The sequence below is a fragment of the Legionella sp. PC1000 genome (genome assembly GCF_014109805.1).
In the GTDB taxonomy this organism is placed as follows: domain Bacteria; phylum Pseudomonadota; class Gammaproteobacteria; order Legionellales; family Legionellaceae; genus Legionella; species Legionella resiliens.
This window is the reverse complement of sequence record NZ_CP059400.1, coordinates 3,990,316-4,016,793: the sequence shown is the minus strand read 5'-3', so window position 1 is coordinate 4,016,793 and position 26,478 is coordinate 3,990,316. Positions and strand designations below refer to the sequence as shown.

The following is a 26,478-nucleotide window of genomic DNA, read 5'->3' as shown; positions in this document are numbered from 1 at the left end:
TTACATGGTCGCTTCGAGTGATGTTCTAATTTCAGTCCCAGAAAGCGGCATTTCTTGTTTTACTGCGTAGAACCCATTCTTATTTAATAGCTCACCAACTGGGGTCACCTGGGGTGCCTGATCGGGTGGTGTGCTCAACGTTTGCAGCTTGTCTATGTGTCGTTCCTGTATTTTAAGGAGTTCGTGATAGCGTACATTCGAATTTTCTAATTCTTTTTGCACCAGTGCAAGCTTTCGTTCCGCATCACAAATACGATCGGCGATTAAAAGGAAACTCGATTCTTTATTCTTTATGAAGACATCCAGTTTTTCTTGAAACGCTCTGCGCTGTTCTTCATTGCCAATGGCAGAAGTTGATAATTGGGATATGGCGAGGTGTAGCGTATCGATCATCGCTTTAGCTCGATTAAGATCTTCCCCAAGCTCTGTGCGCACCTTTTGGACCTCAAAAACTCTATCTGATAATTCTTTTTGGCTACTGTTGTATGCTTCAGTAATACGATCTAATTTCTCTTGGTTTTGCTTTAAAAAATCAACTTGTTGGGTCACTTCTTCTTTGAGTAAACCAGAGACGGCTTCTAATCCGTCTTTGGTTTCACCTAACGCCGCATTTACTTTGGATGTAGCCATAACCTCTCTGTCTATCGCATCAATTTGCTTGCTTATCTGCTCAATATGTTCTTCAAGTTGTGCATTTTCTTTGGCAAATTTTTGAATTTCTGCTGCTAATTGTTGGCGAATAATATCCAGGGCATTAATGGTTAATTCAAGAAGATCAGCCAAACCTAAAATACCTTTTTGCAAGCTTTCGACAGCACTGGTACTGCATTTATGATGATCATCAAGAATGAGTCCTCCGGCTGTATAAGTAACGGCAGTAACACCACAAATGGCCAAAAGAAAACCAATGTGTGCCACAATCCCTATGATTAACGTAGGAACCGTTAAAGCGACACCCCCAATAATTTTCTGCCAAAGCGGTAATTCACCCCAGTATTCTGCTGCACGTGAGAAAATACTTGGATTTTTTTCCATACTTTTAACCGTATCTTGCAGGCTTTTTCTGATTTGCTCGAATATTTCTTTGGTTATGGTAATTTTTTGGAGCTTGTCGCTTTCTGTATCGGTATTAATGAGTTGTAACTTGGTTTGTATTTCTTCTACCGGTGCTTTTTGCAATTCTTCGAGTTCTGTTTCCTTGGGGGTGTCAATCGCGATAAGCTGCTGAAGCTCTTCTTCATTGGTAGCCATATGAATTCCTTTCTGTTGAATAATCTTCCTGTGCCTACTATTTTTAACCAGAACAAGGGGAAAAAACAAGCAAAATTTATCTTTTTGGGTAAATGACAACCTTGACCCAGCAAAAAAATTATTTGGCGAGTGCGAAAAAATTAGTTGTATCATTTAGTTGGGCCTTTTAGCCCAACTAAATCTACCTAGTTACATGGAGCTAGGGTTATACGAGGAATGAGTAGATTCATGATCGTCTGTAGAACTACACGAAGAGATGAGTTCGCTCGCTTTAGCAAAACCAGTAGCGATCGAACGAGACGTCAAATAAGCCAAAGCTATTGGACCTGTTATAAGGGTTAATAGGGCCGCAGCAACGGTAACTACAGCGCACACAGCAGCAATAATACCTGCTTTTGCAGCAAATATGAGTGCAGCATGTGATTTTTCTTTTGACTCTTCATGGCCCTTGCGTAAACCATCTAAACCATACCCCGCGGCAAACACTAAACTTCCAAGAGCAGTCAATGCAGCTCCAGCAGCAACCACTGCTGCAACACACGTAACAAGACCAGCAGCTAAAGGCAGGGTTACTGGAGTTGTAGCGACAACGCCAAATTCTTTTTTACTTGTAAAGGGAGCGAAGAAGCCAGGTACAAAACCTTTTGCGGATTCAAAACTACTTACGATTTCTTCTTTGGTTACCTTCCACATTACTTCTTTTTGCTTTGGAGTTCCCAAAAATAAATCCCAAAGGTCTACAGGTACTTCTTCTTGTTTACGTGTTTGATGTCGTGTTGGCTCGTCATATTCATACTCACTGTTATATTTCTCTTCATCCCTTCTTCTATATTGCTCTTTATTGTATTTTGATTCCATAGTGACACCCCTAGGGTTGTTTAAATTCGAGCCATGCTATTTAAAAAAAGGATACAAGTCAAGTTGTGTTTATTTAATTTTTTGATTATTTTAGTGGCACTTAACACGATAAGATGATTCTTTTATGACTTTTAGTATTGGCCAACGCTGGATAAGTAACACAGAAACACACCTTGGTTTAGGGATTATTATTGATTTGAATGGTAGGCAGGTGAGCGTGAGTTTCCCTGCTGCCGACGAGGAACGCATTTACTCTATAGACAGTGCTCCGCTGAGCCGCATCGTTTATAAAGAAGGTGAAGAAATAACGACATCGAACCAACAAAAAATGTGTGTCACCCATGTTGAAGAGCGTCAAGGGTTGTTTTTTTATACAGGAGCAGATGAAGCAGGCAATGAGTTTCAGATTAGCGAACTTTCCCTGGATTGCTGTATCAAGTTAAATACTCCGGAACAGAGACTTTTTAGTGGTTTGCTTGATAAGCTAAATACGTTTAAATTGCGAATAGATACTTTGCATCATGCCAGCAGATTACAGCAATCTGGAGTCAGGGGATTATTGGGTTCACGAACCAGTCATCTCAAACATCAAGTTTATATAGCCAGTGAGGTAGCACAACGCCATGCCCCAAGAGTTTTGCTTGCAGATGAAGTAGGACTTGGCAAGACCATAGAGGCCGGTATGATTATTCATTATCAGCTAGGTACTGGCCGCGCCCAGCGAATATTGATTGTAGTACCACAAACTTTGATTCATCAATGGCTTGTCGAGCTGATTCGACGTTTTAATTTGTACTTCTCAATCATCGATGCAGAACGCTATGAACTTCTGTATGAGTTCGATGAAGAAGACGGGGTGCAGCTCGGTACAGCTGAAGAGAATCTTTTTGAAAACGAGCAATTGGTTTTATGCAGCTTGGATTTTCTCATGGAAAATGAAAAAGCATACCAACAGGCGATGACCAGTCAGTGGGATTTGCTTGTTGTTGATGAGGCACATCACTTACATTGGTCCGAAGAAGAAAAAAGCCCTGAGTATGAATGCATTGAAGAGTTGGCGAGGCAAAGTAAAGGTTTATTGCTTTTGACTGCAACACCCGAACAAGCAGGGATCGCCAGTCATTTTGCTCGCTTAAGATTGCTTGACCCTTCACGATTTTATAATTTTTCTGCATTTAAAAAAGAGGAAGAAGGATACCAACACATCAATAAACTCGTACAAGAACTGATGGCTTATGGGGAGCAGGCTTCGACAGATGTCTTGAGCGCGAAACATAAGGCTCAGCTGGAAGCTTATTTGGGCGAGATAACGGGCTTGAGCATGAATCAGATCATTAAAGATTTATTAGATCGGCATGGAACAGGACGCGTACTATTTCGCAATACCCGTGCAGCGATTCAAGGCTTTCCTGAGCGACACGTACACCCCTGTCCTTTGGAATGCCCCGAGATTTATTCTTCTGTAGAGGAGCATAAAGGTCAAAGGAAGCTTTATCCTGAACAACTCTTGAATAAAGAGATATGGCTCGAAAATGATCCTCGAGTGACGTGGTTGGTAAACAAAATTAATGAACTGCACCCCAAAAAAATCCTAATTATTTGTGCCAAGGCAAATACAGCGATTGCTATAGATCAGCATCTAAAATTAAAGAGAGGAATTCGCAGTACCTCATTTCATGAGGGATTATCAATTATTGAACGAGATCGCTCTGCAGCTTATTTTGCGGAACAAGAAAATGGAGCCCAGGTGCTCGTTTGTTCCGAAATAGGGAGTGAAGGGCGAAATTTTCAATTTGCTCATCATTTAGTATTGTTTGATTTACCATTAAATCCTGATTTGCTAGAGCAACGTATTGGTCGACTCGATCGCATAGGTCAGCGACATAGTATTGAAATTTATGTTCCTTATCTGTTGCATACCGTACAAGAGAAGTTGTTTCGTTGGTATCACGAAGGAATTAATTTATTTACCAGAAGTTGCTCTATTGGATTTACACTTTATGAAGAATTTGAAAATGAATTACTGCCAATTCTTGATACAGTCGATACAAATAAGGGTGCGCTCGATAAACTAATTTTAGAGACAAAGACGCGTGCGGAGCAGATAAATCAGGCCCTTCATGAAGGTCGAGATCGGCTATTGGAATTAAATTCATGTAACGCACCTCAAGCAGAGGCATTAATTGCTGCCATAGAGGCAGAGGAAAATTTCTTGGAATTGGAAAATTATATGGCACAAGTATTTCAGGAGTACGGTATTGACCATGAGTATCATTCTGAAGCTACGGAAATATTGCGCCCAACGGATCACATGAAAATAAGTCATTTCCCAGGACTAAAAGAAGATGGTGTTACGGTAACCTATTCTCGCTCTAAAGCTCTGGTGCGTGAAGATGTTGAGTTCTTAAGCTGGGAACATCCTATAGTCAGCGAATGTATGGAAATGATCCTGGATTCCGAGTTGGGAAATGCAACTTTGGCCACTATTTCCATAAAAAGCATTAAGCCTGGGACCTTATTTTTGGAATCATTCTTTACAGCCCATTGTGCCGCACCAAAAAATTTGCAATTAGATCGCTTCTTGCCGCTCACACCGATTCGTGTGCTCATGGATGTTTCTGGAAAGAATCTTTCCAGCATTTTGGATTACAAACAATTGAATCAAATGTGTGAGCCTGTTAAACGTCATTTAGGTTACCCAATTATTCAGCAGATTCATGCTGATCTTGAGACCATATTAACGCAGAGCAAAAAAGCAGCTGAAGGGCAACTTCAAGAGATCATCAAACACGCTATAAACCAGATGAAAGAGAGTATTACTCATGAGGTGAATCGGCTTGAAGCATTAAAAAGCATTAATCCATCGATACGAGAAGACGAGATTGTCTTTTACAAAAGACAACTTATTGAAAGTGAAGAATCCATTCACAGTACCACTTTAAAATTGCAGGCACTGCGAGTGGTTATTAATAAAGTCTGATGGCAATGAGCAATTTGCACCAAAAGAGAATTTTTTTAAAATGAAATGAGTAGAATGAATAGGATACCACTTCAAATGAAGCCTAGTCAGAGCTCACCAATTTATGGAATATGATACGAGTATATTATTTCTCTTGTTGAGGGAATGGGTTTAATCAAAATGTATTATCGAATAAAAATTGCGGGTTTTATTCGGGGTATTTTTGTTTATAATCTTTCACAATGGACGCGAATTTTTACTTTAGGAATGTACTATTCATTCTCACTCGCTTTATACAAACAAAATGGATACGCAAATTTTATAATGGATAATGTTGTGATGTATGGAAAATATATTGTATTAATGATTTTGTTATTTGAAGTATTTATTTTTTTACAGGATAAGTTGAGTAAGATGACCCGTTAAAAATTACTCACTTAATACATTCTTGAATTGTGTAGTTCAAAGGGAAGAGTCTATTCATGAATCAGCAGATAAAAAAAATTGTTACGGACCTTTTGCATTCAGCAGGAATTACTCCCAATGGAAATGAAGATTGGGACATTCAAATTAATAATGAAGCATTCTACCAGCGCGTTTTTAATGAGGGTTCTTTAGCACTTGGTGAGTCCTACATGGATGGATGGTGGGACTGTAAAAGCCTCGACCAATTTATTACCCGCATTCTCCAGGCCCAACTTGACCAAAAAATTAAAACTGATAAGTGGTTATGGCCGAAATTAATATGGCTCAAACTGATTAACCATCAATCGAAAAAGCGTGCCCTGGAAGTGGGTAGAAAACACTACGACTTGGGAAATGAATTATTTAAATCCATGCTTGATAGCCGCATGAATTACACGTGTGGCTATTGGAAAAATGCAAATGATCTGGATACGGCGCAATTAAATAAATTGGAGTTAAGCTGCCAGAAATTAAAACTTGAGCCAGGGATGCATGTATTGGATATCGGCTGTGGTTTTGGTGCTTTTGCAAAATATGCTGCGGAACATTATGGGGTCAGTGTCGTTGGAATCACCATATCCAAAGAGCAGTTTGACTATGCAAAACAAAACTGTTCTGGTTTGCCCATAGAAATTCGCTTTCAGGATTATCGCGATATGCATGAACAATTTGATTGTGTCGTTTCTTTAGGGATGTTCGAGCATGTGGGATATCGAAACTACCGTACTTATATGCAAAAAGTTCGCGATTGTCTCAAAGGCAACGGTTTATTTCTGCTGCATACTATTGGTGGGAATATAACTACAAAAGCAGCAGATCCCTGGATTAATAAATATATTTTTCCTAACGGTATGATTCCCTCTCTAGAACAAATTAGCCAAGCCTCAGAAGGATTATTTATCATGGAAAACTGGGTTAATTTCGGGGCATATTATGATCATACTTTAATGGCGTGGAATGAGCATTTCGAACAAAATTGGGAGCATTTAAAAAAGCAATACGACCAGCGGTTTTATCGGATGTGGCGCTATTATTTATTAGCATGTGCAGGCTCCTTTCGTTCGCGGTCGAACCAGTTATGGCAAATTGTTTTTTCCAAAAATGGCATTCCAGGAGGATATGAGGAGCCTTTATTTACAGGAATAAAAAAAAGAGCGGCTGAGAGCAAAAAAACGATATCAGATCTCCAATTATCTTAAGAAAGTAAAGAGGGATACCCCCATAGCAATATCCCTCAAGCATTACTGCCATTAAGTTAGGTCCTTGAGCTCATCTTTCATCCCGCGGACAAGTCGTGCGGGACGTAAGCGAGCTATTCCTTAACCTGATGGCTAGTGTTTCTTGGAAAAAACCATACGCAAATGAGCGCTGATTGTCTCGATTGCATTACGACATGCTGGGGTATCAGCAAGATCATTTAGCATAAGAAAATCATGAATTGTGCCGTGATGACGAAGTCCGGTAACCGGTACACCCGCTGCATTAAGCTTGTGTTCGTAAGCTTCGCCTTCATCGCGCAATACATCACACTCACCGTTGATTACCAGTGCAGGTGGTAGTCCTTTAAGTTGATCAATCGTCGCTTGCAAAGGACAGGCAGTTATTTCTTTTCTTTTTGCTTTGTCAGGTAAATAATTGTCCCAAAACCATTCCATTGCTTTTTTGGTTAGCCAGGGGCCGTCAGCGAATTCTTTATAAGAAGCATTTTCAAAATTGGCATCAGTCACAGGATAAATAAGTACTTGATAGTCAATTTTGGGACCGCCACGCTCTTTAGCAAGGAGGGCCATGACTGCCGCCATGTTTCCGCCAACGCTATCGCCAGCAACTGCTAAACGAGAAGAATCGAGGTTCAATTCTTTACCATGCTCTGCAATATATTTCAAAGCAGTATAATCTTCTTCAATTTGAGTTGGGTATTGCGCCTCTGGAGCCAAAGAGTAATTGACAAATATGATCGCTGCATGAGCTCCTACAGCAAGCTCACGAACAAGCCGGCCATGAGTTTGCCAATCACCAAAAACCCAACCCGCACCATGATAGAACATGACTACCGGTAGTTTTTCTTTTGAGCCTTTGGGACGAACAATGCGAATGTCTAGTTTGCCTTTAGAGTGTTGAATAGTACGATCTTCAATATCCACATCAGCTTTTTCTTTTCCTGAAGGCAATTCTTGCAATTTGTCAAAAATGGCCCTGCCTTCTTTTACCGGAAGATCATAAATTGGTTTACCGCCAGCTTTCTTGATTTTTTCAACGAAAGCCCAGGTTTTTGGTTCTATACGTTTACTTAGATCCATTTTACTTGTCCTCATGGTTGAAGTTTAAAAACACAATTTCATTCTTTCTTTATATGCACATGAAACCAGCCGTCACTTTTATTAACAGGACAGAATAAGTATAGACAATTTTGTAAATTTTTTGTTTTCTCATAAAAACCAGGTTGGAGCACTGACAAGTAAAGTGAGGCCTTTCGAAATAGGCTCATGACCGCAAAGCATCATTCTGGATACTGCGCATAAAGCCTGAGAGATCCTCACAAAATCGAAACAGGAAAATACCCTATTCAACATCTATAGTGATGCCTGAAAGGCTGTCATCCTTTCTTACGCAGGGATGACAGCCTTTTTGACGCGATAGAGGGTATCCATTCCTTAGACAAGGATTCAAGTAACAAATGATTTCTACCTGCTTAATTTTTGTGAGGATCTCTCAGGCACAAAGCGCGGTATGTAAGGGATAGCAGACTCAAACGAGGCTATGAGACTGCCTGATCTTTTGTTATCCATTCCCTACGGGAAAAGATCCATTATCAGCGTTTCTGTAATCAGGAAAAGAGCAGTGCATGTGTGCAATCTTCCAGACTCCCTCCTCTCTTTCGATGGTTAAAGTGCCACGCAGATGTTCAAACAAATACTCTTTACCTTCGATGGTAATTCGTGCATGACATACTGCTGCAGCCCAAGAAGCATCATCAGGAGTTGGAACAAAGCGAATTATTTCTATCTTACCTTGCTCTGATTGGCTCCAATCCCTTCGTAGTTGCTCTTCCATTTCTGTTAAACCGACGCGATATTCATCGAGTCCAGAGCCCCAAACATTTGTATTTTGGGTAAAAAGGGTAAGTAAAAAGGGCAAGTTCCGTTGTTCATACCCCTCACAAAATTGTTCAAAGAGCTGTTCTGCGGGTTTTTTTTCTGGGATTTTCATGGACTTCTCCTGAATAAATAAAATTTTGGATGAAGTATAAAAAGAAGAAAAAAAACTGTCTGTCCGTAATGAACACGGACAAAAAAAACAGTTAAATTAAAGGGCCTATAATGCCGAGCATAAATACAACATACGTTCCATTTCCATCCTTGAGGAAAATCCTGTGCGTTGTTTAACACGCAACATATAGGTATCAATGGTTCGAGGAGAAAGCTCAAGCATCTGGGCGATTTGTTTATGAGTTGCTCCGTGTAGCAATAGCCTGAGGCACGTTATTTCTTGAGCAGTGAGGTAAGTGCTTCCGTTTTTCCCAGTAACATAAATTCTGCCTTGAGGCAGACAAATCTCTTTATAATTTACATCACGATACGCTTCAGGCAAAGCGACAGGATTTTTATTGAGCACCTGGATTAAATCTTTATTTTGCAGATCAAAATCAAAAATGAATTGCTCGATTGCTTTAAATTTATTGAGATAAAAGGAGCCTGGATTTGGGTGCTCATAGGGTAAGGCCACAGCAATCATGTCGTAATAATTTTTACTACGCCGGACTAAAGTGAGTCCGTTATGCAAATTAAATTTTTCGCGAGCAATTTGCACCGGTGTACCGGGTAATTCCTCATCCCAAAGAAACCAGTAGGAATGGTTGTTTTCATGCTCATTTTCAAAAGAAGAAAAAACAACCGGCTCGTTATCAATTTGTTGGAAATATTCAAAGAGGCCTGTATTGTTCGTCAGGCAATTGATCGAACCATCTGCAAAACAGCGTAAATATTGAAAATAACTAAATCCGTATGCATCCAATAAATTTTTACTTACTTCCTGGATTTTATTTCTTAATAAAAATATGGGGTGGTTTAAATCAATTTTTAATGACATGTCACTAAAGCAACCTGGATTAAGTTGAATGCTATTTTGTCAGTATTTTTATTATTGATCAAATTGAATTGTATTGTTTCATTGTTTATGATCTGATATAGTTGTGCAAAAAGTTACCCGTTTCAAGGCAGAATAAACTTAAGTGTCAGAGGAGACAATCGATGAGTAAAGCAAAAATTAATTCGGAAGTGCCGCTCAATAAACTGAAGCCGGTAGGCTACAAACGCCAGATATCCGTTGCCTATATTTCTCCAGAAGGCCAACTTACTTCCGATGATCCAAATTCTTATGAAGGAGAAAAGCGTGTCGCTTACCAAAACGCGCTGCTAAGCCAACATCCAAACACAGGTTATGCCGAGGGAATTTTAGAAGAAAGACAAAAAAAACCTGGTTTTTTTGCTACTCAAAAGAAAGAAGTGAGTGCGGATAGCGAGCCTCCCGCACCTACGTGCTCATCATGATTTAATAAAAATTGAAAGACCAGATACCTCTCTGTTCTGAGAGGTATCTTAAGTGACCGGTTTCCCATAGAAATGGGTCATTGAAAAAATATAACGTAACAAGGATGCAAATGGATACAGTCAAACCTGTAACCCCACAAGAAGTGCTCCATGAATTGATCCAAACTTCTGGTTTTTTTCCAAATAATTCGCGTTATCCCTTATTGCTTTACAAGCAAACGTTTGTCATAACCAATCAATCAGCGCAAGCTATTCAGGATTTGTTAGGTCGAAATCATTGGGGTAAATCATGGGTAGATTCGATTTACGACTATCATCATTATCACAGTACTACTCATGAAGTATTAGTTATGATTGAGGGAGAAGGTACAGTCCAATTTGGAGGAGATAAAGGCAAAATTTATGAGGTGAAGGAAGGGGATGTAGTGATCATTCCTGCAGGGGTGGCGCATAAAAGCTTGAGTTTATCCAGGGACTTTAAATGCATTGGCGCTTATCCATGGGATGTTGGTTTTGATATGAATTATGGAGCAGCAGAAGAACATCCGCATGTTGATGAGCAGATTAAAAATGCTGGGCTGCCCCAAAGCGATCCAGTGTTTGGCATGCATGGGTTATTATTTGATTATTGGAAATAGAACTCTAAAAAAGGCAGGTTAATCGCTCTTATTTTCCAATTTATTTTTAGCGGTTAAGGCCTATATTTATAGGTAAGAACTCAATAATTTAATTAAATTATTGACATTTTATGGAGTGTGCTTATGTCTGTAGCTTCAATAAGAAAAGTTTATAATATTTACGCTTCATTCTACGATTTTGTGTTTGGTTCCATTTTTAATCCTGGCCGTTCTTTATGTACTGAGATAGTCAATAAAGCTGCTAAGCAAACTGCTACCGTACTTGAGATTGGTATTGGTACGGGCTTGTCTTTGCCGCTTTATCGTACGGATTTGCAGATTACCGGGATCGATATTTCTGAAAAAATGTTGGAAAAGGCAGAAGAGCAGGTAGTAAAAAATAAGCTGGAAGAGCGGGTGCAGTTAAAGGTTATGGATGCCGCTCATTTAGAGTTTCCGGATAACAGTTTTGATTTTATTGTTGCTATGTATGTGGCTTCCGTGGTTCCTGATGTACATGCTTTTCTTCAGGAGCTCACCCGTGTTGCCAAGCCTACGGCACAAATTATATTTGTGAATCATTTTGCTTCAGAACATCCCGTAATTCGCTTTTTCGAGAAAACATTTGCGCGTGTTAATGAACTCGTAGGTTTTAAATCCGATTTTTCTGTGCACTCGATTCTTGACTACAAAGCACTAAAGTTGTTGGATTCTCGAAAGACCAATCTATTCGGTTATTGGAAATTATTGCATTGTCGAATTCAAAAAGATGAAACATCCCCATTATAAAAAAGAAAGGGATTAATTTTTATTCGCCTTTGTTTCTGACTGGAGGAATGCGCGCAGCACCTGCGCCATTCGTCCTTGATGACGTACGCTAGCATACCATCCCGGGCATTGAGTTAAGCGAAAAAAACTTAAGCAATATTTGATGGGGCTTAAGCGTTTTGCTAATGCAAGAGCGTCCAGTAATCGTTCTTGAGATTCAAAAGCATACCAGTAACGCAAATAGGTATCCCGTAATATAGTGTAAATTTCATTTTGCTCCTTTACATGATGGGTGCGCATCATGTTGACCAAAAAAGAAATTAGAGAAAAAAAGGGATGGGAAATAACAGTTTCACCCCAATCAATAATCGTGAGATGTTGTGCCTGAAATACTATATTATTCTCATGAAAATCACTGTGCTCAATTGTTTCAGGAATAGAGTATTGCGCAAGACTCTGACAAAGCGCAGTAACCTTGGGATGCAAAGAAATAAGATGTTGTAGTTCACTTACGGTTAAACCATCATGGCTCAAAAATTCAGATTCATGCAGCAACTTTAAATAGAGATCAGGCAGATTCGCCAAACGCCAATCGGGAACACCAAGTGTCAACAGAGCATCAATTTGACTTATAAGGCCTGTTTGGATCTGTACATAAGATTTAAGTGCTTCTTTTGCCAAATCAACTTGATAATTGATTGAAAAAATTTCTCTAAGTGGTATTCCTCTATCGCTCATTAAAAAACAGCGTAAGCAGAGATTATTACCGAGTACTTCGGGTACTAACGACGGGAAAAAACTTCGTAAGTAGAGTAATAAATTAGGCTCAATCGCAAATGATTCGGGTATTTGTTTTAAATACAAATCCCCTTTTGTTGTGGTTATTTGATACACCTTGGCCCAGGCTGAGCTCTGTATGAGCCTAAATGGCTCCTGAATAGAATATCCTTGTTGATTCAGATAATTTTGCGCCCAAAAAAGCGCTGGGTTATTTTCTGCATTCATAGAGAATGGTTTCATCCTGTTTATCTGGGGACGCTGCCCTATCAAATGCTTTCATTAAGCGAATTGTTCTAAAACCAATTTCATGAAGCAAATTGAGTAAAAGAGTAGGATCATCATAAAGACGAATTTTATATTCCTCGATTTCGGTTTTTATGAGTTGATTTGCTTCAATTAACTCGTATTTACCAATGGAGTAACAAACGGTTTTTTCTTCAAGCATGGCCAACTGGCTCAGCAAAATCATTTGCCCATCGCCACGGTACCAACGTGAACCACGCCAAATGCCTAATTCTTTAGGAAGGGCATTTAAGGTTTCGGTTTCAAATACAAAAATACCATCATCTTTTAAATGATGATAAATCATTTTTAGTGCATGTTTCACCACCGCCAAATCAACGATCAGGCCAAACGAACCGCTAGGAATAAAGATTAATCCATATTGCTTTGCCTGGCTGAGCGCTTCGAGATACCCATGCCAGACCAGAGGATTAAGCTGCTGTGCTTTTGCTTTGGTATGCAACGCATCCAACATCGATTGACTGGCATCAAACCCCTCGATGGTAAAGCCTTCCTTCAGCATAGGAAGAAGAAAACGTCCTGTACCACACATGGGTTCTAAAATAGGTCCCTCTGTTTCTCGTGCGTAACTCAAATAAAAATTCCAAGCATCTGATGGCGGAAGTGGTTTACTCAGATCATAGACTTGGGTACATAAACTTAAATATGTATCCAGAGATTTGTTGGACATAGGCATACAACCTTCGTTAGGGCGAAAAAGGATAGATCTATTTACATTTCGGTCAAAATGGCCTGATTTTCTGTGTTCCGCTGCTCACATCCTCCGTGTATGCTGTGCTTTGGGGGCTCGAAAATCAGGCCATTTTGACTCAAGTTAGCGAAATGAAAACAAACCCTAATTTTATTCGCTGTTTTTCTCTTTTTTTATTGATATTATCTGTTATGAATGATCAATGCCAATATGTTTATGCCTATATACCGAGATGCAACAAATGAACTCAATACCCATGCATATCCGTTTAATGACCCAGGAAGACATCGACTTAATCGTGGAGCAATTTGCAGCCTACTGTTGGCCAAAACCCAGAGTTACTTTTAGCAACTATCTGCAGGAGCAGGAAAACCAGGAACGCCTGATTTGGCTCGCTTTTTATGAAACGAATTTTGCAGGATATATTACCTTGAAATGGCAATCATCCTATCCATCATTTAGCGAGCAAAAAATTCCTGAAATTATGGATTTGAATGTCTTGCCCCCTTATCGGAATAAAGGAATTGCTACGGCTCTTCTTGACTGTGCGGAAGCTGAGGCATTTAAAAAATATCCGGTACTTGGAATTGGTGTAGGGCTGTATGCAGATTATGGCCAGGCCCAGAGGCTGTATGTACAACGAGGTTATATTCCTGATGGTTTGGGAATTACGTATGATTATAAAACTGTGGATCCCGGTTCTATGCTGTGTCTGGATGATGACTTAATTTTGTGGTTTACAAAGCGTTCTTCTTAATGGGGAGGGATTGTGTCGCAAAAAACATTAGTTTTTTTAACCGGGGTTTTATCGGATCATCGAGTATGGTCTTATCAAATAAATCATTTACAAGACCTGGTAAAATGTCAGTCTATCCCACTCATACATGGGAATTCCACTGAAGCTTTACTTCAAAGTGTTTTAAGCAAGGTTGAAGGTACATTTTTCCTGGCAGGCCATTCTATGGGGGGGTGGTTAGCGCTGGAGCTTGCCAGGAGAGTTCCGGAGCGTATTTTGAAATTATGTTTAGTAAATACTTCCGCCCGGCTCGACTCCAAAGAAAAGCATCAAAGAAGAATAGAAATGATAGGAGAAGTAGAGCAGGGGAATTTTCAAATTGTTGCCGAAACGCTTGCCGATCTCTATGTGTACGATGGCCGTGTTAAGAAAGAAGTGCTTTCTATGTTCTTAAATAGTGGCCAACAGATATTTCTCACCCAGCAAAAAATTCTATTAGCTCGCCATGAATGCCTTTCTTTTCTTCCCTCACTTGCAATGCCTACTTTAATTATTCATGCGCGTGAAGATAAAATTTTTCCTCTGGACGTTCATGAAGAGTTGGCAGACAAAATTCCCAATTCCAAGTTAGCGATTATTGAGGATTCTGGCCATATGTCGCCTATGGAGTCGCCGCAAGCGGTAACTGCATTGTTACGATTTTGGCTTGATTACTTTTGATAGGCTCCATTTCTACTATCTTGGCCAAACTGCCCTGATTTTCTGTGCTCCGATGCTCACATACTTCATGTATGCTGCGCTTCGGTGCTCGAAAATCAGGTCATTTTGACTCAAGCTAGCGAAATGTATTCAGACTCTAATCTTCATAGTCATTTAGGTCAAATGCTTCTTGTAGGTTTTCCAACTGCTCTTCAACGACGGTCAATTTTTCAAAGCTGGCAATATGAAATAAAGCCTGTCCTGAATGCACAAGCGGCAACATATTTTCACCAATAATAATTCCGGAAAGTGGTGATTTTAATTTGTATTCTTCCGTACTGGTGGGATTGGCTATAACTGCAATGACTTGTCCCTTAGAGACCCGGTTTCCGGATTTCTTAATGTGTCTTAAGATGCCGCTTATGGGAGCTCTTATCCAATAACTGTTTCTGGAAATAGTGGGGGTGAATTTTTTTACTCCATATCTGCTTAGTTTAATCATTCCTAATGCCCCCATCACACTCAAAATACCATTAATCCCTGTTCTGATCGAGAATTCATCAAAGCGCAAAGACTCCCCCCCTTCGTAAACCAAAATAGGTATCCCTTGCTCATTGGCATATTCTCGCATTGAGCCGTCTCTAAAGGTCGAATGCAGGATTACTGGAACATTAAAAGCACGGGCTAAATCTTCGATACCTGGCATATCTAGGTTTACTCTGATCTGAGGTAAATTATAGCGATGGTTTGAGCCGGTGTGCAGATCAATGGCGTGGGTTGATTGGGATAAAATTTGTTTGCTAATAATTTCTGCAAGAATGGAGGCAAGCGATCCATTCGAGCTGCCAGGAAATGATCGGTTTAAGTCCCTTCGATCCATTAAATATCGTTCTTGATATAAAAAACCGTATACATTAACAATGGGAATTGCAATGACATTTCCAATGATATTTTTTAGTCCCTTCTTTTTCAAAAAGCGCCTGATGACCTCTACACCATTAATTTCATCACCATGAATGGCTGCGGTAATACATAAGGTGGGGCCTTCTTCCAAGCCGTTAATTACATGAATAGGTAAACAAATGGGCGTCCAATCATATAATTTGGGCATAGGCAATAAAACAGTTTTACGTTCTCCTGGTTTGATTTTCACATCACCAATTACCATAGGTGCCTTGCTACTCATTCTTACTGCTTCCTTAAATAAGATTATATAACAAGTGTAGCTGGAATTGAGACAGATATAATAAAGCGCGCCTATATTTCTGGACATGAAAATTTTAAGCAACAAAGTGTCTGGGAACTTAAATCTCCATTGGACTATAATCGAATATATACCTTCATATGCCCCTAAACAGTGATGCTAGGGATAACTCATTCCTTTCCATGCGTATTCTCTTAAAAAAGAGCAGAAGATCGTGGAATTAATAATTTCTTAGATTTCTTTGATAAAATGGCAACACCCTAATCCAAAAGAAGAAAAGATTTTTTGGTGAAAAAGTAACTCTGTTCTCAATTTATTGTGGTACTGTGAACTCTATTCCCTTTAATTGATAAAAGTATTCGGTAAAATGCTGGATTAAAAGTTGCCTATATCTGCTGAGTGAATACTATGAGTCTTTTTTTAGAAACAAAAAACTTAATTATTAATACGCCTGCATTGACAGATTTTAATAATTTATACGCTTTACAATCCGATGCTGAGGTAATGAAATATATTGGCCAGGGAGTACGCACACACGCTGAGGTAATGGCTGGCTTAGAGAAAGCAATTAAGCACTATGAAAAATATAATTTTAGTCTTGGCTGTGCATTTGAAAAAGAAAGCGGGATATTTGTTGGTCGAGCAGGGTTAATTTATCTTGCTTATGATGACAGTCAGCCTGATATTGAAGTGGGCTATGCGTTGACTAAAACATCCTGGAATAAAGGTTATGGTATGGAGCTTGCAAAAGCACTTATTCATTGGGGATTTGAGCACTTACCGGTTAAAAAACTTGTTGGCATTATTCATCCGGACAACGAGCGTTCTCGCAAAGTATTGGAAAAAGCACGAATGAATTATGTGGGGCGTGCGAATTACTGGAACAACGAAGTAGCAATGTACGAAATTCATAAGTCATGTATTGATTACAACAATATTAAACTTATTCCTGCGACTTTAGAAGATTATCCTGCTATGCAAAATCTAGGTAGGTTTTACGTATATGACATGAGTGAATATCTTGGCAACCTAGCAGGCTGGGAAATTCCAGAAGATGGTTTGTATGAGTGCATTGATTTTAAAAAATATTGGGAAGACAAAAACTCATTCCCGTATGTAGTACGTTATGAAAACGAACTGGTTGGTTTTGTTATCGTGGATAAAAAGGGAAGTGAGTCTGGAATTGACTTTAATATGGCGCAATTTTTTATTGTACGAAAATTCAAAAATAAAGGTATTGGCCGATATGTTGCAGAGCAATGTTTTAAGAAATTTCCTGGTACATGGGAGATAATGGTTATACCTGGTAATGAAGGCGCTTATCGATTCTGGAGAGCCACAATTAAACATTATTGTGGGAATAACTTTATCGAATATACTCGTGAAATCGCGCATTTAAACCACAGTAAAAAAAATATTTTTAGATTTAATAGCCAAATTTAGTTTATGTTTTGTGCAGGGGATTAAAATGAAAAAACTAAAGCAAAACATAACAAATATATATGGGGAAAAAGGGGAAAAATGGATTGCTAATTTGCCTGCTACTGTGGCGTCACTCACAGATTACTGGAACTTAAGCCAGGTAATCCCTGTTCCCAACATGACGTTCAATTATGTTGCCAAAGCAATTTTAAATCTCAATCAGCCTGTCGTTTTAAAAATTAGCTGTGATAAAAAAAGTAGTGTAAATGAAAAACAGGCTTTGAAGAATCTTGACGCCCGAGGCTCAATCAAGCTTATTGATTATAACAGCACCTATAATGCATTATTATTGCAACAAGCGATTCCTGGCATTACGCTTAAGTCCTTATATCCTACTCAAATCGATTATGTGATGGATTGTTACGTATCGACCATACAAAAGCTTCATAATAAGCATCTACCCAAAAAGCAGAATTATCCTCATATTGCTGATTGGCTAAAGGCACTTGATACACCTACATCAAAACAAATTCCTGCACCTGTATTAAATAGAGCGATTGGGTTGAGGAATCAATTACTCTCCTCACTGAAGTCACCTATTTTCCTACATGGTGATTTGCATCATGACAACATTTTAAAACATGGTAATGAATGGTTGGCTATTGATCCTAAAGGTGTGGTTGGCGAGGCAGAATTTGAAATTGCAGCCTTTGATTTTATGTACATTCCTGAGCTTGCAACTGCAGTTAATGTAAAAAAAATATTTGCGGAGCGAATTGACTTACTGGCAAAAAAATCAAATCTGGATGCTCAACGAATCAAAGATTGGGTTTTTGTGCGATTGGTTTTGATGGCCGCTTGGTTAATTGAAGATAACGGCGACCCAAGCTGGGCTATAAAACTTACACTGTTGTTGAGCGATGAAGATGGCATATAAATAGTCGTCTTCAATAACAGATATAAGAGAAATGGAATCAAGATTTGACTTCATTTTTTTTCTACGAACAAAGTTGACTTTTTTTGAGCACTCTGGTTTACTGATTTTGACTCAACTGATTCAATGTTAAGTCAAGAAGTAAAAGAAGGGATACAATTGCTTAGAATATTGCTATTGGAACGTAAAACCTGACTTGTTGCATGTTCAAACTTATATCAAAAAACAAAAATCAGAGTGATATTTTGCATACAAGGAATATTTTAATCTGATACCACTCGAAGCTGTTGTGCCTACGGAATTTACCCTACTGTACTCTATAAATTAGGTGAGATCTTAAATAACTTATTTATCAAGTTTTTAAGAAGTATCGCTGTTGAAGATAGAGTATAAGTGCCACTTAAGGATAGAACGATGTTTTTAAAATTATTTAGGCCCCACTCCCCTTCATTAATTAAAGAAGTCCATGCCGCACATAAGCCCAATCTTTTTTCAGGCTCCATCTCTGGAAGCAGGTGGCGGCATAAAAGCATGGCACAAACCTTAGATTGGATTACTGATGCGAATAAAGCCATGGAATTACAAAAACAGGCACAATTAAATTTAAACCAATGGAACAAGAAAAAGTTATCTTTACCGAAGTCGGTTGAAGTACTTCATAAAGATTGGGGGCTTGCAACACTCGAAGCAACCCAAAAACATGGCGTGCCTTATACCGTGCTGAATATGGCAAATTCAGTTTTCCCTGGGGGCGCCGCTTTGGAAGGAGGAAGTGCCCAAGAAGAAAATATGTGGCATCGAAGTAACTGTGCTCAATCGTTACTGGACAAAATCGTTTATTTAGATGAAGACTCTAAGACATTTCGCTACAATGAAACGACAAGAAAGCTGTTAGAAGCCAAGTTAAAAATGACCGATGAGGAATGTGAGGCTTTAAGAAAACACCGAGGGGAAACAGATTCCATAGTATATAAAGTATTATTTAACCGAGAACCCAGGGTATGTTTCCGGGGACCAGAAGTAAAACTTATCACCAGTGGTTTCGATGACTTTACCTCAAATAAACCTCTAGCTGACAGCGGGCTGAGTTATACTTTTCTTTCCCAATCCGATATTTTTCCATTCTATGAATTAAGATCAGCTGCTCCAGAGCTTTCTTCTGCGCCTCAAGCATTAGATCCTGAAACTCTAAGAAACTACACGGCAGATTTGCGCCGACGTATTGCAGCCCAACTCGACACCTTAATCCTTGAAGGACAGCGCAATATCATTTTAGGTGCTTGGGGCTGTGGGGAGTTTAAAAATGATCCAAAAATAGTGGCACAGATATATAGTGAAGAAATTGAAAAACGAACTCATTTTTTCGACCATATTGTATTCCCCATATTGAACACAGGTTTACATGACAACCATGGGATTTTTGCTCAACACCTCGACGGTATGAAACTTGGAAATACACATGTTCTAGATAGGACTCTTAACCTCATGTAAATGCATTTATGGCCCATTTAAAATTGATTGAGCAGTTTGTCCCGATAAGTTGGGTCAAAATGACCTGAGGGATCGTCAGTTTTTCATTTTAAATTTCTCTACATACCTGCTTAAATTTCCTATGTACCGCTTAAATTTCTCTACGTACCGCGCTTTATGCGCGGTACGTAGCAACTGATGGCATTGCAGCTCAACTTAATACTTTAATTCTTGAAGGAAAACACTGATTTTAGGTGCTTGGGGTTGTGGTGAATTTAAAAATGATCCAGCACTAGTAGCAAAAATATATGGTGAAGAAATTGAAAAGCGGACTCATTTCTTCGACCATATTGTGTCCCCCATACTGAACACAGGTTCACATCATAATAACTATGCCCTATTTGAGCAGCAGCTCAATGGTATGAAGCTTAGAAGTGCAAGTTCCATTCATCTGCTTCAGTTAACGCCTTTTAAACTGATTCATGGCGCACCAAAAACAGATTTATAAGCTTGTCCAGCCGAGCCTAAAGTTTTGAGCAGAATATTCTGCTCTTCCATTTTTTGTACACAAAAATTTAATCTTTTTTTATACTCGCCATTTTCATCACTCAATTCTTGCCTCCTCGCTTGAATATACAAATAAATTTCACAATCTGTAGTCTTTGGATGGGTTTCTAAGTAAGTAATTAGATCCCTTGCTTCAATTAAGTGGGTTTTTTGCGTGAGTGCATTAAATCGATAAGGAAGGTAATCATTAATCACGTGACACACATTATCTCGGATTGATAAATCGTGATTCCAGGTAAACCCAGTAGAGAAAGCTCCTTTTAAAAACATAAATAACTCCTTTTGTTGCATTTACAATACAATTTGTACGTTATTTAGGTTAATTGATTCCTCGGGTTATGTAAATAATTTACATAAATAGTTTAAAAAAATATTTAATGTATTAATTTAATCGCTATCGTGCTTATTTTCTACCAATGTTTGTGATATCTCAAAATACATGGACATAGCTGGGCCTATCTTTAAATTGGACTTGTAAGGCTAATACGATCTAACCTATTTGACAGCTATATATCAAAGCTAGAAATGTGGCGCATGATTGTTTTATTTTGGTCTGAATGTTAGATTATTGTCCTTTTTGATGTGATGACCCATGCTTTTGAATAACCCTGAATGAGTACTATCGAATTAATAAATTATACCGATTTGGTTAATCAGATTTGTAACGATCTGTTTAAGGTAATAGGTATTAATCATTTCAGCTATGTCGAAATAAATAATCAAGGTAATTTGATTTGGTTAGGAAGCGACCGTAATTATTTGGAGAAGTGTATTAACCAACAATTGGTTAATAATGCACCTACTAGTATTTTAAAAACTTATCCTAAAACCGGGTTTTATCTAATTGACGTTTATCAAGATGAATACAAACAATATAGTTTACCTGTATTTCAATTACTTAATCATTTCGATTATGGACATTCGTTTCGGATATTAGAAATTGCTGATAATTACACCATTAGATTGTATTCTTTTGATGCACCGCTTGGAAAGCAGGATATGAACCATGTTTATTTAAATAATCTCAACGTATTTAAAAAATTTAACCTCTATTTTGAAAACCAAATTGCGCCCATTCGTAATAAAATAAACCAAAGCCATCTTCAAGAAGATCAATATTCTGAATTTACTAATTTATGGGATTTAACATTGAGACACAATAATTTTATAGAGCACACTTTGCCAGCAACTTTTTATTCATTAGAATCTAAAATTCAAATTACTCCTCGCGAAAAAGAAGTATTATTTTGGTATTTCAAAGGAAAAACCTCTGATGAAACGGCAAAACTACTGAATGTATCCAGACGAACTATTGAACGGCATTTTGAAAATTTACGCGAAAAGTTTGGTTGTTTTTCTAAAAGCCAAATTGCTTTAAAATTAATGGCTTGAATTGTCCCCTTCCAGCTCCAACATAGAAATTACCCAACTTAAGTTATGTTTACCAAAAACACAAGCGCGTGGGTAATATTACGCATGTGACATGCTTCCAAAATGAATTATATTTTAACTAACAATTAACTTATTAATTATTTAGAAAAAAATATGAACTCACGCATTACCTACTTTCAAGAACAAATTAATCTTATTCATGCGATCTATTTACTATTAGAACAATCCTATGACTATTTACGCAGATTTGATTCGCAAAGCCCTCATGAGCCTAATGGAATTAGTCAATTATTAAAAATTAAACAAGTATTGGAAGAACATACGGGACTTGTGAACAATTTACAAGAAATGCTAAAGGAGCTAAAGCAACAAAAAGATAACAAATCAGCTTTTAAGTCCCTGAGTGCCGAGATAGGGATGCGAGTAGAAAAACTACTGGTTGACATCATTGATCTAAGCTGCCCTGTTTCATCTCAAACGGTTTTCAAGAAGCAATATAGTATGCTTCTCGCGAAAACCTTTAGCTCACTGCAGTCTGAAGAAAAATCTTTGGTGACCCAATTTACTTCAACTCTTACTGGCTCCCCCACGATCAAACAATTTAAAGTGGGATTAAAAAAATACATTGCCGAATTGACTCTGGCAATTCAACAAAAACAAAAAGTCATTGAGCGAGAGTTGCCTCAAGAAATACAAAACGAATTAATTACAATTAGGGCTGGTAGTTTTAGTAAATTACCTAGAGAAATTACAGCATATGTTACTTCTTTTTTCAAACCAAACGATCTATGCAGACTCTCAGAAACAGGCCAGTTTTTTAGAAAAATAACAGAGATTCCCAGAGCAAATTGGAAGACTTCTTTTGAAAAAAGCATAACCCCAATCATTGTTAATCTGATTGGTGATACAGATATTGGCATTAAAAGCCTAATCTGTCGGCTTGCCGAAAACAAATTTATTGATTCGAATATGACACAGATTGAGAAAAGTCATGTTCGGAATGATAAAAAATATGGATCACTGTTATTGCGTTATCAAAGCCCTTTAGTTCAAGGACGCGATTATCCAATGACTCATAACGCGGCTCCTTATTATAGAAAGCAATATATGGGAGATAAAATTCATCTTCTGTGCTTTGATATTAGTTCTCGCGAGAGTTTTAATCATTTAAGATTCTGGTACGAGGATCTTTTTCGATATAACGAATATAATCCTCGATTCAGGTTTTTATTCGTAGGATTAAAAGGCGATGCTGACTCGGAGCGACAAGTAAGCAAGCAAGAGGCAAAAGAGCTAGCAGAAAGTTTCTGTACAGTTTATATCGAAACATCCGCGAAAGAAGAGATTGGGCTAGATAAATTAAAATTTCAGATTATCGAGACTTATATGGAAAGCCATAAGTCAATGCTCGTAAAACAAAAAGAAGAACTCCACTATTCTGCAAAGCCTTAAATTTATAAGAGGGATCTGTGGACAATGAAGTCGAGTAGATATAAAAAATCAAACTAGTGTAGGCTGGGCTGTTAAGCCCAGCCAGCACCTGTGGGGTCAGGCCTTGAATTTTGAATTACAACCACGTGCCAATAAAAAACCGGTACAATTCATACAATTCACAATTCAAGGCCTGACCCCATTGATGTTGTAAAAATTGTTTGCATCGATCTCAAAAAAATAATTTAGCATATACCCAATTTGACTTAGTCGTGCTCGTTCTAAAAAGGGGCTATGCTGCAAAAATCGCCATTCCTTTGTAACTGACATTTTAAATTAAAATTTTGAAAGGCTGAGAATGGCTCAATATCCTCTAAAGCATCGAAATTTAATTGTTGCCACTGACTTCTCTCTATCACAGCGGAAACAATATAAATGTCCTCGACATGTCCATTGCTACTATTTGAACGCTGGGTGTAGCCGGATAAAGTAATTTTTTTGAGTGTTGGTAAAGCAGTAAAAGAAAGACCAGTAACCCTGAATAATATTGAAAAAACACATTTTTGATAATCGGCTTTGGTTTCTTTTGCGCTTTTTTGCTTGATGTTTACCTTAAGCCCCCTTTCAGATGCATCTGCTTCTTTATTAGGAATGTCTTCTATTTCTGGTAAATCAATATCTATGGATAATTCATCACCCATTTTATTAATTTCAAATGATAGGAAAGTTTCTTTTTCCCACTGGATTTCATTCATTATATACTGCAACGTTTTTTCCATTGCATCAATATGGCCTGTTTGTGCATGATACAATTGCTCAAGAAATTCTTTTTTTTGTGAAAGATAGGATTGCCATTGCTTATTCCAATCTGCCAGTTCTTTATCATAAGATTTTTGCAACCTTGCATTCTTCTTATCAATGTAGCTATCTAATCGCACCAGCTTGGAAAAAAAGCCTTTCTTTTTTAACCTAGGCAAATCAGGTTTGGGAATTGTGAAATCTGAAACTTTAAATAAACTATCATCCGGTTTTGGTGTTAAAAGATGCTGGTTAATGCTCAACTGTAACTCTTGATTGAAGCGATCAGCGTAGTCTTCTAAAAAAGAGAAGATTTCATGTCGATTGCTTTTTTTAACTTTTCTTTCTGCAGAACTGGATAATGTATATCCATCTTCATCGAGGATAAGCAAATCATAGTTTTCATCTATAGCCAATTTGAAAAAATTGCTTCCAGTATCATATTGACTTTGAGATACCATACGCCCCTGGTTATCCATTAATTTTGTACGATAAGACAACCCCGTTCCTCTCAACCCAACATTCCCATGCACCCCCTGTCTTCCCAAGCCCAAAGAAAAACCACGTGGACCAACAGTAGCACTAATTCCACGCTTACCCAAATTTATGCGAAACCCCGGAAATAACGTAATCCTTTTTGAAAACCGGCTACCCAAATCAAACTCCTTTTCGATGTGAGATATTTTTTAATTATAGTAAAGCATCAACAAGATAATGATATTCATGAGTAAAGCTGATAATTTAAAATTACTGATCATAATCTATTGAAATCTATGGCAAGTTTAAAAAATATTGTTGAAGACTCAAATACGTTTGCAGGCAGATTATTTGATATCATCCTTCACCTGTGGGGTCAGGCCTTGAATTTTGAATTACAACCACGTGCCAATAAAAAACCGGTACAATTCACAATTCAAGGCCTGACCCCATTGATGCACCTTGACGGGCTAAGGACTTTTTTTCGAGATGCTTTAAAAGATAAAGCTCTAAAACAAAAAATAGACAGTCGTATAAAAAATGTTTATCAGCAATTTGGATTTAATCAAGAAGACATTACAGTTTAATGGATTATAGTACTAAAAGACCATCCCAAACTTCGACACATATTCGACACGCAGAATTTAATTTTTAGAGGGGAGACGCAAGAAGCCTTGATTTAATTGGCTCCCCGGACAAGACTCGAACTTGTGACCTAATGATTAACAGTCATCCGCTCTACCGACTGAGCTACCGGGGAATAGGGTCGGAATCTTAAAACGATTCTGATTGAGGGTCAAGTAGATTTACTAATAATTTTTTAAAATCTGGTTTATTTAGGGGTATCTTATTCGCTATCGCTTCTAATGGACACCTTTTCTTCTAAAAAGAGAAGGTATCCTTGCTTCTTTTAACTGCAAAAACGTTGTAGGCGGTTCAGGGCATCTTGTAATGTTTCCATACTGGTTGCGAAGGATAAACGAATGCAGCCTTCATTGCCAAATGCAGATCCGGGTACTAAAGCAACGCCGGCTTCGACTAACAGCTTTTCGGAAAACTCAAGGTCATTGGCATAGCCACGCTTTTCTATGATTGCTTGAACACTTGGGAAAATATAAAAAGTACCATCGGCAGGAATTACCTCTACTCCAGAGATTTCTTGCAATCGGGAGGCCACAAAGTCATGTCTTTGACGAAAGGCTTTTACCATTTCTATGACACTCTCATTGCCGCCTGTTAGTGCGGCTACAGCTGCTCTTTGGGCGATGGAACAAGGATTTGAGGTCGATTGAGACTGGATGGTTTTCATCGCATTCATTAATGGAGCGGGGCCTGCTGCATAACCGATGCGCCAACCGGTCATGGCATACGCTTTGGAGACACCATTTAAGACAATGGTTCGGTCATATAGTTCGGGACATGCATTAAGAATGTTAGCAAAGGGTTGGCTCCAGAGAATATGTTCGTACATATCATCGGTAGCAATAACAATCTGTGGATGTTTTTTTAAGACTTCACCTAAAGCCTTTAATTCATCTAGGGTGTACGCTACCCCTGATGGATTGGAAGGACTATTTAAAAAGATCATGCGCGTTTTGGGGGTGATTGCTTCTTCGAGTTGTTGCGCATTGATTTTATAACGTTGTGCTGGGGTTGTAGAAATAATCACCGGTATTGCATCAGCCAATAAGACCATATCGGGGTAAGAAACCCAGTATGGCGCAGGAATAATCACTTCATCACCTGGATTAAGCAGGGCTTGGCAGAGATTGTAACAGCTTTGTTTGCCGCCCACTGAAACTAAAATTTGATTGGCTTGATAATCAAGACCATTATCTTTTTTGAATTTATTTTTAACGGCTTCTTTAAGCTCGGGTATGCCATCAACAGCTGTATACTTGGTGTAGCCTTGATTAATGGCAGCGATAGCCGCTTCTTTAATGTAATTGGGTGTGTCAAAATCAGGTTCACCAGTACCCAGATTAATGACATCATGCCCTTGAGCACGCATTTGGGTAGCCTTTGCTGCTACAGCCAAAGTAGGTGAAGGCTTAACTTTTTGCACGCGTTTTGCTAATGCGATATCCATTTGTTGCTCCTGTGAGA

25 protein-coding genes, 1 tRNA gene and 1 pseudogene are annotated in these 26,478 nt (G+C 38.4%); 14 read left to right on the top strand and 13 right to left on the bottom strand.

The annotated features are described in order from the left end of the window. Together FOLKNPGA_RS17625 and FOLKNPGA_RS17620 are read right to left on the bottom strand one after the other, a co-directional pair. Positions 1-1,251: a LegC2/C7 family Dot/Icm T4SS effector gene (locus FOLKNPGA_RS17625; RefSeq protein ID WP_182351117.1), complete on the bottom strand. Its 1,251-nt coding sequence runs from the start codon at positions 1,249-1,251 to the stop codon at positions 1-3. A gap of 189 nt (positions 1,252-1,440) precedes the next feature. Continuing rightward, positions 1,441-2,109, bottom strand: a complete 669-nt coding sequence (locus tag FOLKNPGA_RS17620; RefSeq protein ID WP_182351116.1) for a hypothetical protein — start codon at positions 2,107-2,109, stop codon at positions 1,441-1,443. A gap of 124 nt (positions 2,110-2,233) precedes the next feature. Between FOLKNPGA_RS17620 and rapA the strand changes: the two genes are divergently transcribed. The 3 genes from rapA (at position 2,234) to cfa (ending at position 6,732) form a co-directional block, all read left to right on the top strand. Then, the gene (gene rapA, locus FOLKNPGA_RS17615; RefSeq protein WP_182351115.1) at positions 2,234-5,089 is read left to right on the top strand and encodes an RNA polymerase-associated protein RapA; all 2,856 of its coding nucleotides are present in this window, start codon (positions 2,234-2,236) and stop codon (positions 5,087-5,089) included. 159 nt (positions 5,090-5,248) lie between these two features. Beyond that, positions 5,249-5,494, top strand: coding sequence for a hypothetical protein (locus FOLKNPGA_RS17610; RefSeq protein WP_182351114.1), 246 nt, complete (start codon positions 5,249-5,251; stop codon positions 5,492-5,494). Between the two features lie 56 nt (positions 5,495-5,550). Continuing rightward, positions 5,551-6,732 (top strand): cyclopropane fatty acyl phospholipid synthase, encoded by a 1,182-nt coding sequence (gene cfa / locus FOLKNPGA_RS17605; RefSeq protein WP_182351113.1) that lies wholly within the window; start codon positions 5,551-5,553, stop codon positions 6,730-6,732. A 132-nt stretch (positions 6,733-6,864) separates the two neighbouring features. On the opposite strand, the gene FOLKNPGA_RS17600 is transcribed toward cfa, so the two are convergent. The 3 genes from FOLKNPGA_RS17600 to FOLKNPGA_RS17590 all read right to left on the bottom strand — a co-directional run bounded on the left by FOLKNPGA_RS17600 (position 6,865) and on the right by FOLKNPGA_RS17590 (position 9,622). Further along, entirely contained in the window at positions 6,865-7,833 is a 969-nt protein-coding gene (locus FOLKNPGA_RS17600) for an alpha/beta hydrolase (protein ID WP_182351112.1), read from the bottom strand. A 481-nt stretch (positions 7,834-8,314) separates the two neighbouring features. Beyond that, positions 8,315-8,743, bottom strand: a complete 429-nt coding sequence (locus FOLKNPGA_RS17595) for a nuclear transport factor 2 family protein (protein WP_182351111.1) — start codon at positions 8,741-8,743, stop codon at positions 8,315-8,317. 105 nt (positions 8,744-8,848) lie between these two features. Beyond that, the gene (locus FOLKNPGA_RS17590; RefSeq protein ID WP_182351110.1) at positions 8,849-9,622 is read right to left on the bottom strand and encodes a LuxR C-terminal-related transcriptional regulator; all 774 of its coding nucleotides are present in this window, start codon (positions 9,620-9,622) and stop codon (positions 8,849-8,851) included. Positions 9,623-9,783: 161 nt separating this feature from the next. Between FOLKNPGA_RS17590 and FOLKNPGA_RS17585 the strand changes: the two genes are divergently transcribed. The 3 genes from FOLKNPGA_RS17585 (at position 9,784) to pmtA (ending at position 11,489) form a co-directional block, all read left to right on the top strand. Next, positions 9,784-10,083: a hypothetical protein gene (locus FOLKNPGA_RS17585; RefSeq protein WP_182351109.1), complete on the top strand. Its 300-nt coding sequence runs from the start codon at positions 9,784-9,786 to the stop codon at positions 10,081-10,083. 110 nt (positions 10,084-10,193) lie between these two features. Next, a complete protein-coding gene (locus FOLKNPGA_RS17580; protein ID WP_182351108.1) occupies positions 10,194-10,721 on the top strand; it encodes a cupin domain-containing protein in 528 nt (175 codons plus the stop codon). A gap of 123 nt (positions 10,722-10,844) precedes the next feature. Then, complete coding sequence (gene pmtA / locus FOLKNPGA_RS17575; protein WP_182351107.1) at positions 10,845-11,489, top strand: phospholipid N-methyltransferase PmtA; 645 nt, start codon at positions 10,845-10,847, stop codon at positions 11,487-11,489. A 12-nt stretch (positions 11,490-11,501) separates the two neighbouring features. Here the strand turns inward: pmtA and FOLKNPGA_RS17570 are convergent, their stop codons facing one another. Further along, a complete protein-coding gene (locus FOLKNPGA_RS17570) occupies positions 11,502-12,473 on the bottom strand; it encodes an aminoglycoside phosphotransferase family protein (protein WP_182351106.1) in 972 nt (323 codons plus the stop codon). Next, on the bottom strand, positions 12,457-13,221 hold the full coding sequence (locus FOLKNPGA_RS17565) for a bifunctional 2-polyprenyl-6-hydroxyphenol methylase/3-demethylubiquinol 3-O-methyltransferase UbiG (protein ID WP_182351105.1): 765 nt from the start codon (positions 13,219-13,221) through the stop codon (positions 12,457-12,459). The genes FOLKNPGA_RS17570 and FOLKNPGA_RS17565 overlap by 17 nt, the downstream gene beginning before the upstream one ends. A 262-nt stretch (positions 13,222-13,483) precedes the next feature. On the opposite strand from FOLKNPGA_RS17565, the gene FOLKNPGA_RS17560 reads away from it, so the two are divergent. Both FOLKNPGA_RS17560 and FOLKNPGA_RS17555 read left to right on the top strand, forming a co-directional pair. Next, complete coding sequence (locus FOLKNPGA_RS17560) at positions 13,484-13,999, top strand: GNAT family N-acetyltransferase (protein ID WP_182351104.1); 516 nt, start codon at positions 13,484-13,486, stop codon at positions 13,997-13,999. 12 nt (positions 14,000-14,011) lie between these two features. Then, positions 14,012-14,698 (top strand): alpha/beta fold hydrolase, encoded by a 687-nt coding sequence (locus FOLKNPGA_RS17555; RefSeq protein ID WP_182351103.1) that lies wholly within the window; start codon positions 14,012-14,014, stop codon positions 14,696-14,698. 136 nt (positions 14,699-14,834) lie between these two features. Here the strand turns inward: FOLKNPGA_RS17555 and FOLKNPGA_RS17550 are convergent, their stop codons facing one another. Continuing rightward, the gene (locus FOLKNPGA_RS17550) at positions 14,835-15,863 is read right to left on the bottom strand and encodes a succinylglutamate desuccinylase/aspartoacylase family protein (RefSeq protein ID WP_182351102.1); all 1,029 of its coding nucleotides are present in this window, start codon (positions 15,861-15,863) and stop codon (positions 14,835-14,837) included. A 426-nt stretch (positions 15,864-16,289) separates the two neighbouring features. On the opposite strand from FOLKNPGA_RS17550, the gene FOLKNPGA_RS17545 reads away from it, so the two are divergent. The 3 genes from FOLKNPGA_RS17545 to FOLKNPGA_RS17535 all read left to right on the top strand — a co-directional run bounded on the left by FOLKNPGA_RS17545 (position 16,290) and on the right by FOLKNPGA_RS17535 (position 19,728). Next, complete coding sequence (locus tag FOLKNPGA_RS17545) at positions 16,290-17,324, top strand: GNAT family N-acetyltransferase (RefSeq protein ID WP_182351101.1); 1,035 nt, start codon at positions 16,290-16,292, stop codon at positions 17,322-17,324. Between the two features lie 25 nt (positions 17,325-17,349). Next, the gene (locus FOLKNPGA_RS17540; RefSeq protein WP_182351100.1) at positions 17,350-18,240 is read left to right on the top strand and encodes an aminoglycoside phosphotransferase family protein; all 891 of its coding nucleotides are present in this window, start codon (positions 17,350-17,352) and stop codon (positions 18,238-18,240) included. 411 nt (positions 18,241-18,651) lie between these two features. Further along, entirely contained in the window at positions 18,652-19,728 is a 1,077-nt protein-coding gene (locus FOLKNPGA_RS17535; protein WP_182351099.1) for a poly(ADP-ribose) glycohydrolase domain-containing protein, read from the top strand. Between the two features lie 459 nt (positions 19,729-20,187). Here the strand turns inward: FOLKNPGA_RS17535 and FOLKNPGA_RS17530 are convergent, their stop codons facing one another. Continuing rightward, positions 20,188-20,544: a hypothetical protein gene (locus tag FOLKNPGA_RS17530; RefSeq protein WP_182351098.1), complete on the bottom strand. Its 357-nt coding sequence runs from the start codon at positions 20,542-20,544 to the stop codon at positions 20,188-20,190. Between the two features lie 342 nt (positions 20,545-20,886). Between FOLKNPGA_RS17530 and FOLKNPGA_RS17525 the strand changes: the two genes are divergently transcribed. Both FOLKNPGA_RS17525 and FOLKNPGA_RS17520 read left to right on the top strand, forming a co-directional pair. Beyond that, the gene (locus FOLKNPGA_RS17525; protein ID WP_182351097.1) at positions 20,887-21,666 is read left to right on the top strand and encodes a helix-turn-helix transcriptional regulator; all 780 of its coding nucleotides are present in this window, start codon (positions 20,887-20,889) and stop codon (positions 21,664-21,666) included. 153 nt (positions 21,667-21,819) lie between these two features. Continuing rightward, the gene (locus tag FOLKNPGA_RS17520) at positions 21,820-23,118 is read left to right on the top strand and encodes a GTP-binding protein (protein ID WP_182351096.1); all 1,299 of its coding nucleotides are present in this window, start codon (positions 21,820-21,822) and stop codon (positions 23,116-23,118) included. A gap of 260 nt (positions 23,119-23,378) precedes the next feature. On the opposite strand, the gene FOLKNPGA_RS17515 is transcribed toward FOLKNPGA_RS17520, so the two are convergent. Further along, entirely contained in the window at positions 23,379-24,311 is a 933-nt protein-coding gene (locus FOLKNPGA_RS17515) for a hypothetical protein (RefSeq protein ID WP_255466016.1), read from the bottom strand. Positions 24,312-24,443: 132 nt separating this feature from the next. Continuing rightward, a pseudogene (locus tag FOLKNPGA_RS19240) lies at positions 24,444-24,497 on the bottom strand (hypothetical protein); the annotation flags it as partial. Between the two features lie 171 nt (positions 24,498-24,668). On the opposite strand from FOLKNPGA_RS19240, the gene FOLKNPGA_RS17510 reads away from it, so the two are divergent. Further along, on the top strand, positions 24,669-24,959 hold the full coding sequence (locus tag FOLKNPGA_RS17510) for a hypothetical protein (RefSeq protein WP_182351094.1): 291 nt from the start codon (positions 24,669-24,671) through the stop codon (positions 24,957-24,959). Positions 24,960-25,056: 97 nt separating this feature from the next. Here FOLKNPGA_RS17510 and FOLKNPGA_RS17505 read toward each other — a convergent pair. Both FOLKNPGA_RS17505 and FOLKNPGA_RS17500 read right to left on the bottom strand, forming a co-directional pair. After that, positions 25,057-25,132: transfer RNA gene (locus FOLKNPGA_RS17505), tRNA-Asn, on the bottom strand. Positions 25,133-25,282: 150 nt separating this feature from the next. After that, a complete protein-coding gene (locus FOLKNPGA_RS17500) occupies positions 25,283-26,461 on the bottom strand; it encodes a pyridoxal phosphate-dependent aminotransferase (protein WP_182351093.1) in 1,179 nt (392 codons plus the stop codon). Positions 26,462-26,478 lie beyond the last annotated feature (17 nt).

Excerpts from the sequence above, each read along its gene's own strand:
- FOLKNPGA_RS17600 (WP_182351112.1), bottom strand. The coding sequence starts at position 7,833 with ATGGATCTAAGTAAACGTATAGAACCAAAAACCTGGGCTTTCGTTGAA.
- FOLKNPGA_RS17585 (WP_182351109.1), top strand. The coding sequence starts at position 9,784 with ATGAGTAAAGCAAAAATTAATTCGGAAGTGCCGCTCAATAAACTGAAG.
- FOLKNPGA_RS17500 (WP_182351093.1), bottom strand. The coding sequence starts at position 26,461 with ATGGATATCGCATTAGCAAAACGCGTGCAAAAAGTTAAGCCTTCACCT.
- FOLKNPGA_RS17565 (WP_182351105.1), bottom strand. The coding sequence starts at position 13,221 with ATGTCCAACAAATCTCTGGATACATATTTAAGTTTATGTACCCAAGTC.
- FOLKNPGA_RS17620 (WP_182351116.1), bottom strand. The coding sequence starts at position 2,109 with ATGGAATCAAAATACAATAAAGAGCAATATAGAAGAAGGGATGAAGAG.
- FOLKNPGA_RS17570 (WP_182351106.1), bottom strand. The coding sequence starts at position 12,473 with ATGAATGCAGAAAATAACCCAGCGCTTTTTTGGGCGCAAAATTATCTG.
- FOLKNPGA_RS17510 (WP_182351094.1), top strand. The coding sequence starts at position 24,669 with ATGGCAAGTTTAAAAAATATTGTTGAAGACTCAAATACGTTTGCAGGC.
- FOLKNPGA_RS17610 (WP_182351114.1), top strand. The coding sequence starts at position 5,249 with ATGTATTATCGAATAAAAATTGCGGGTTTTATTCGGGGTATTTTTGTT.
- FOLKNPGA_RS17545 (WP_182351101.1), top strand. The coding sequence starts at position 16,290 with ATGAGTCTTTTTTTAGAAACAAAAAACTTAATTATTAATACGCCTGCA.
- pmtA (WP_182351107.1), top strand. The coding sequence starts at position 10,845 with ATGTCTGTAGCTTCAATAAGAAAAGTTTATAATATTTACGCTTCATTC.
- FOLKNPGA_RS17540 (WP_182351100.1), top strand. The coding sequence starts at position 17,350 with ATGAAAAAACTAAAGCAAAACATAACAAATATATATGGGGAAAAAGGG.
- cfa (WP_182351113.1), top strand. The coding sequence starts at position 5,551 with ATGAATCAGCAGATAAAAAAAATTGTTACGGACCTTTTGCATTCAGCA.
- FOLKNPGA_RS17580 (WP_182351108.1), top strand. The coding sequence starts at position 10,194 with ATGGATACAGTCAAACCTGTAACCCCACAAGAAGTGCTCCATGAATTG.
- FOLKNPGA_RS17520 (WP_182351096.1), top strand. The coding sequence starts at position 21,820 with ATGAACTCACGCATTACCTACTTTCAAGAACAAATTAATCTTATTCAT.
- FOLKNPGA_RS17590 (WP_182351110.1), bottom strand. The coding sequence starts at position 9,622 with ATGTCATTAAAAATTGATTTAAACCACCCCATATTTTTATTAAGAAAT.
- FOLKNPGA_RS17525 (WP_182351097.1), top strand. The coding sequence starts at position 20,887 with ATGAGTACTATCGAATTAATAAATTATACCGATTTGGTTAATCAGATT.
- FOLKNPGA_RS17625 (WP_182351117.1), bottom strand. The coding sequence starts at position 1,251 with ATGGCTACCAATGAAGAAGAGCTTCAGCAGCTTATCGCGATTGACACC.
- FOLKNPGA_RS17550 (WP_182351102.1), bottom strand. The coding sequence starts at position 15,863 with ATGAGTAGCAAGGCACCTATGGTAATTGGTGATGTGAAAATCAAACCA.
- FOLKNPGA_RS17595 (WP_182351111.1), bottom strand. The coding sequence starts at position 8,743 with ATGAAAATCCCAGAAAAAAAACCCGCAGAACAGCTCTTTGAACAATTT.
- rapA (WP_182351115.1), top strand. The coding sequence starts at position 2,234 with ATGACTTTTAGTATTGGCCAACGCTGGATAAGTAACACAGAAACACAC.
- FOLKNPGA_RS17560 (WP_182351104.1), top strand. The coding sequence starts at position 13,484 with ATGAACTCAATACCCATGCATATCCGTTTAATGACCCAGGAAGACATC.
- FOLKNPGA_RS17530 (WP_182351098.1), bottom strand. The coding sequence starts at position 20,544 with ATGTTTTTAAAAGGAGCTTTCTCTACTGGGTTTACCTGGAATCACGAT.
- FOLKNPGA_RS17535 (WP_182351099.1), top strand. The coding sequence starts at position 18,652 with ATGTTTTTAAAATTATTTAGGCCCCACTCCCCTTCATTAATTAAAGAA.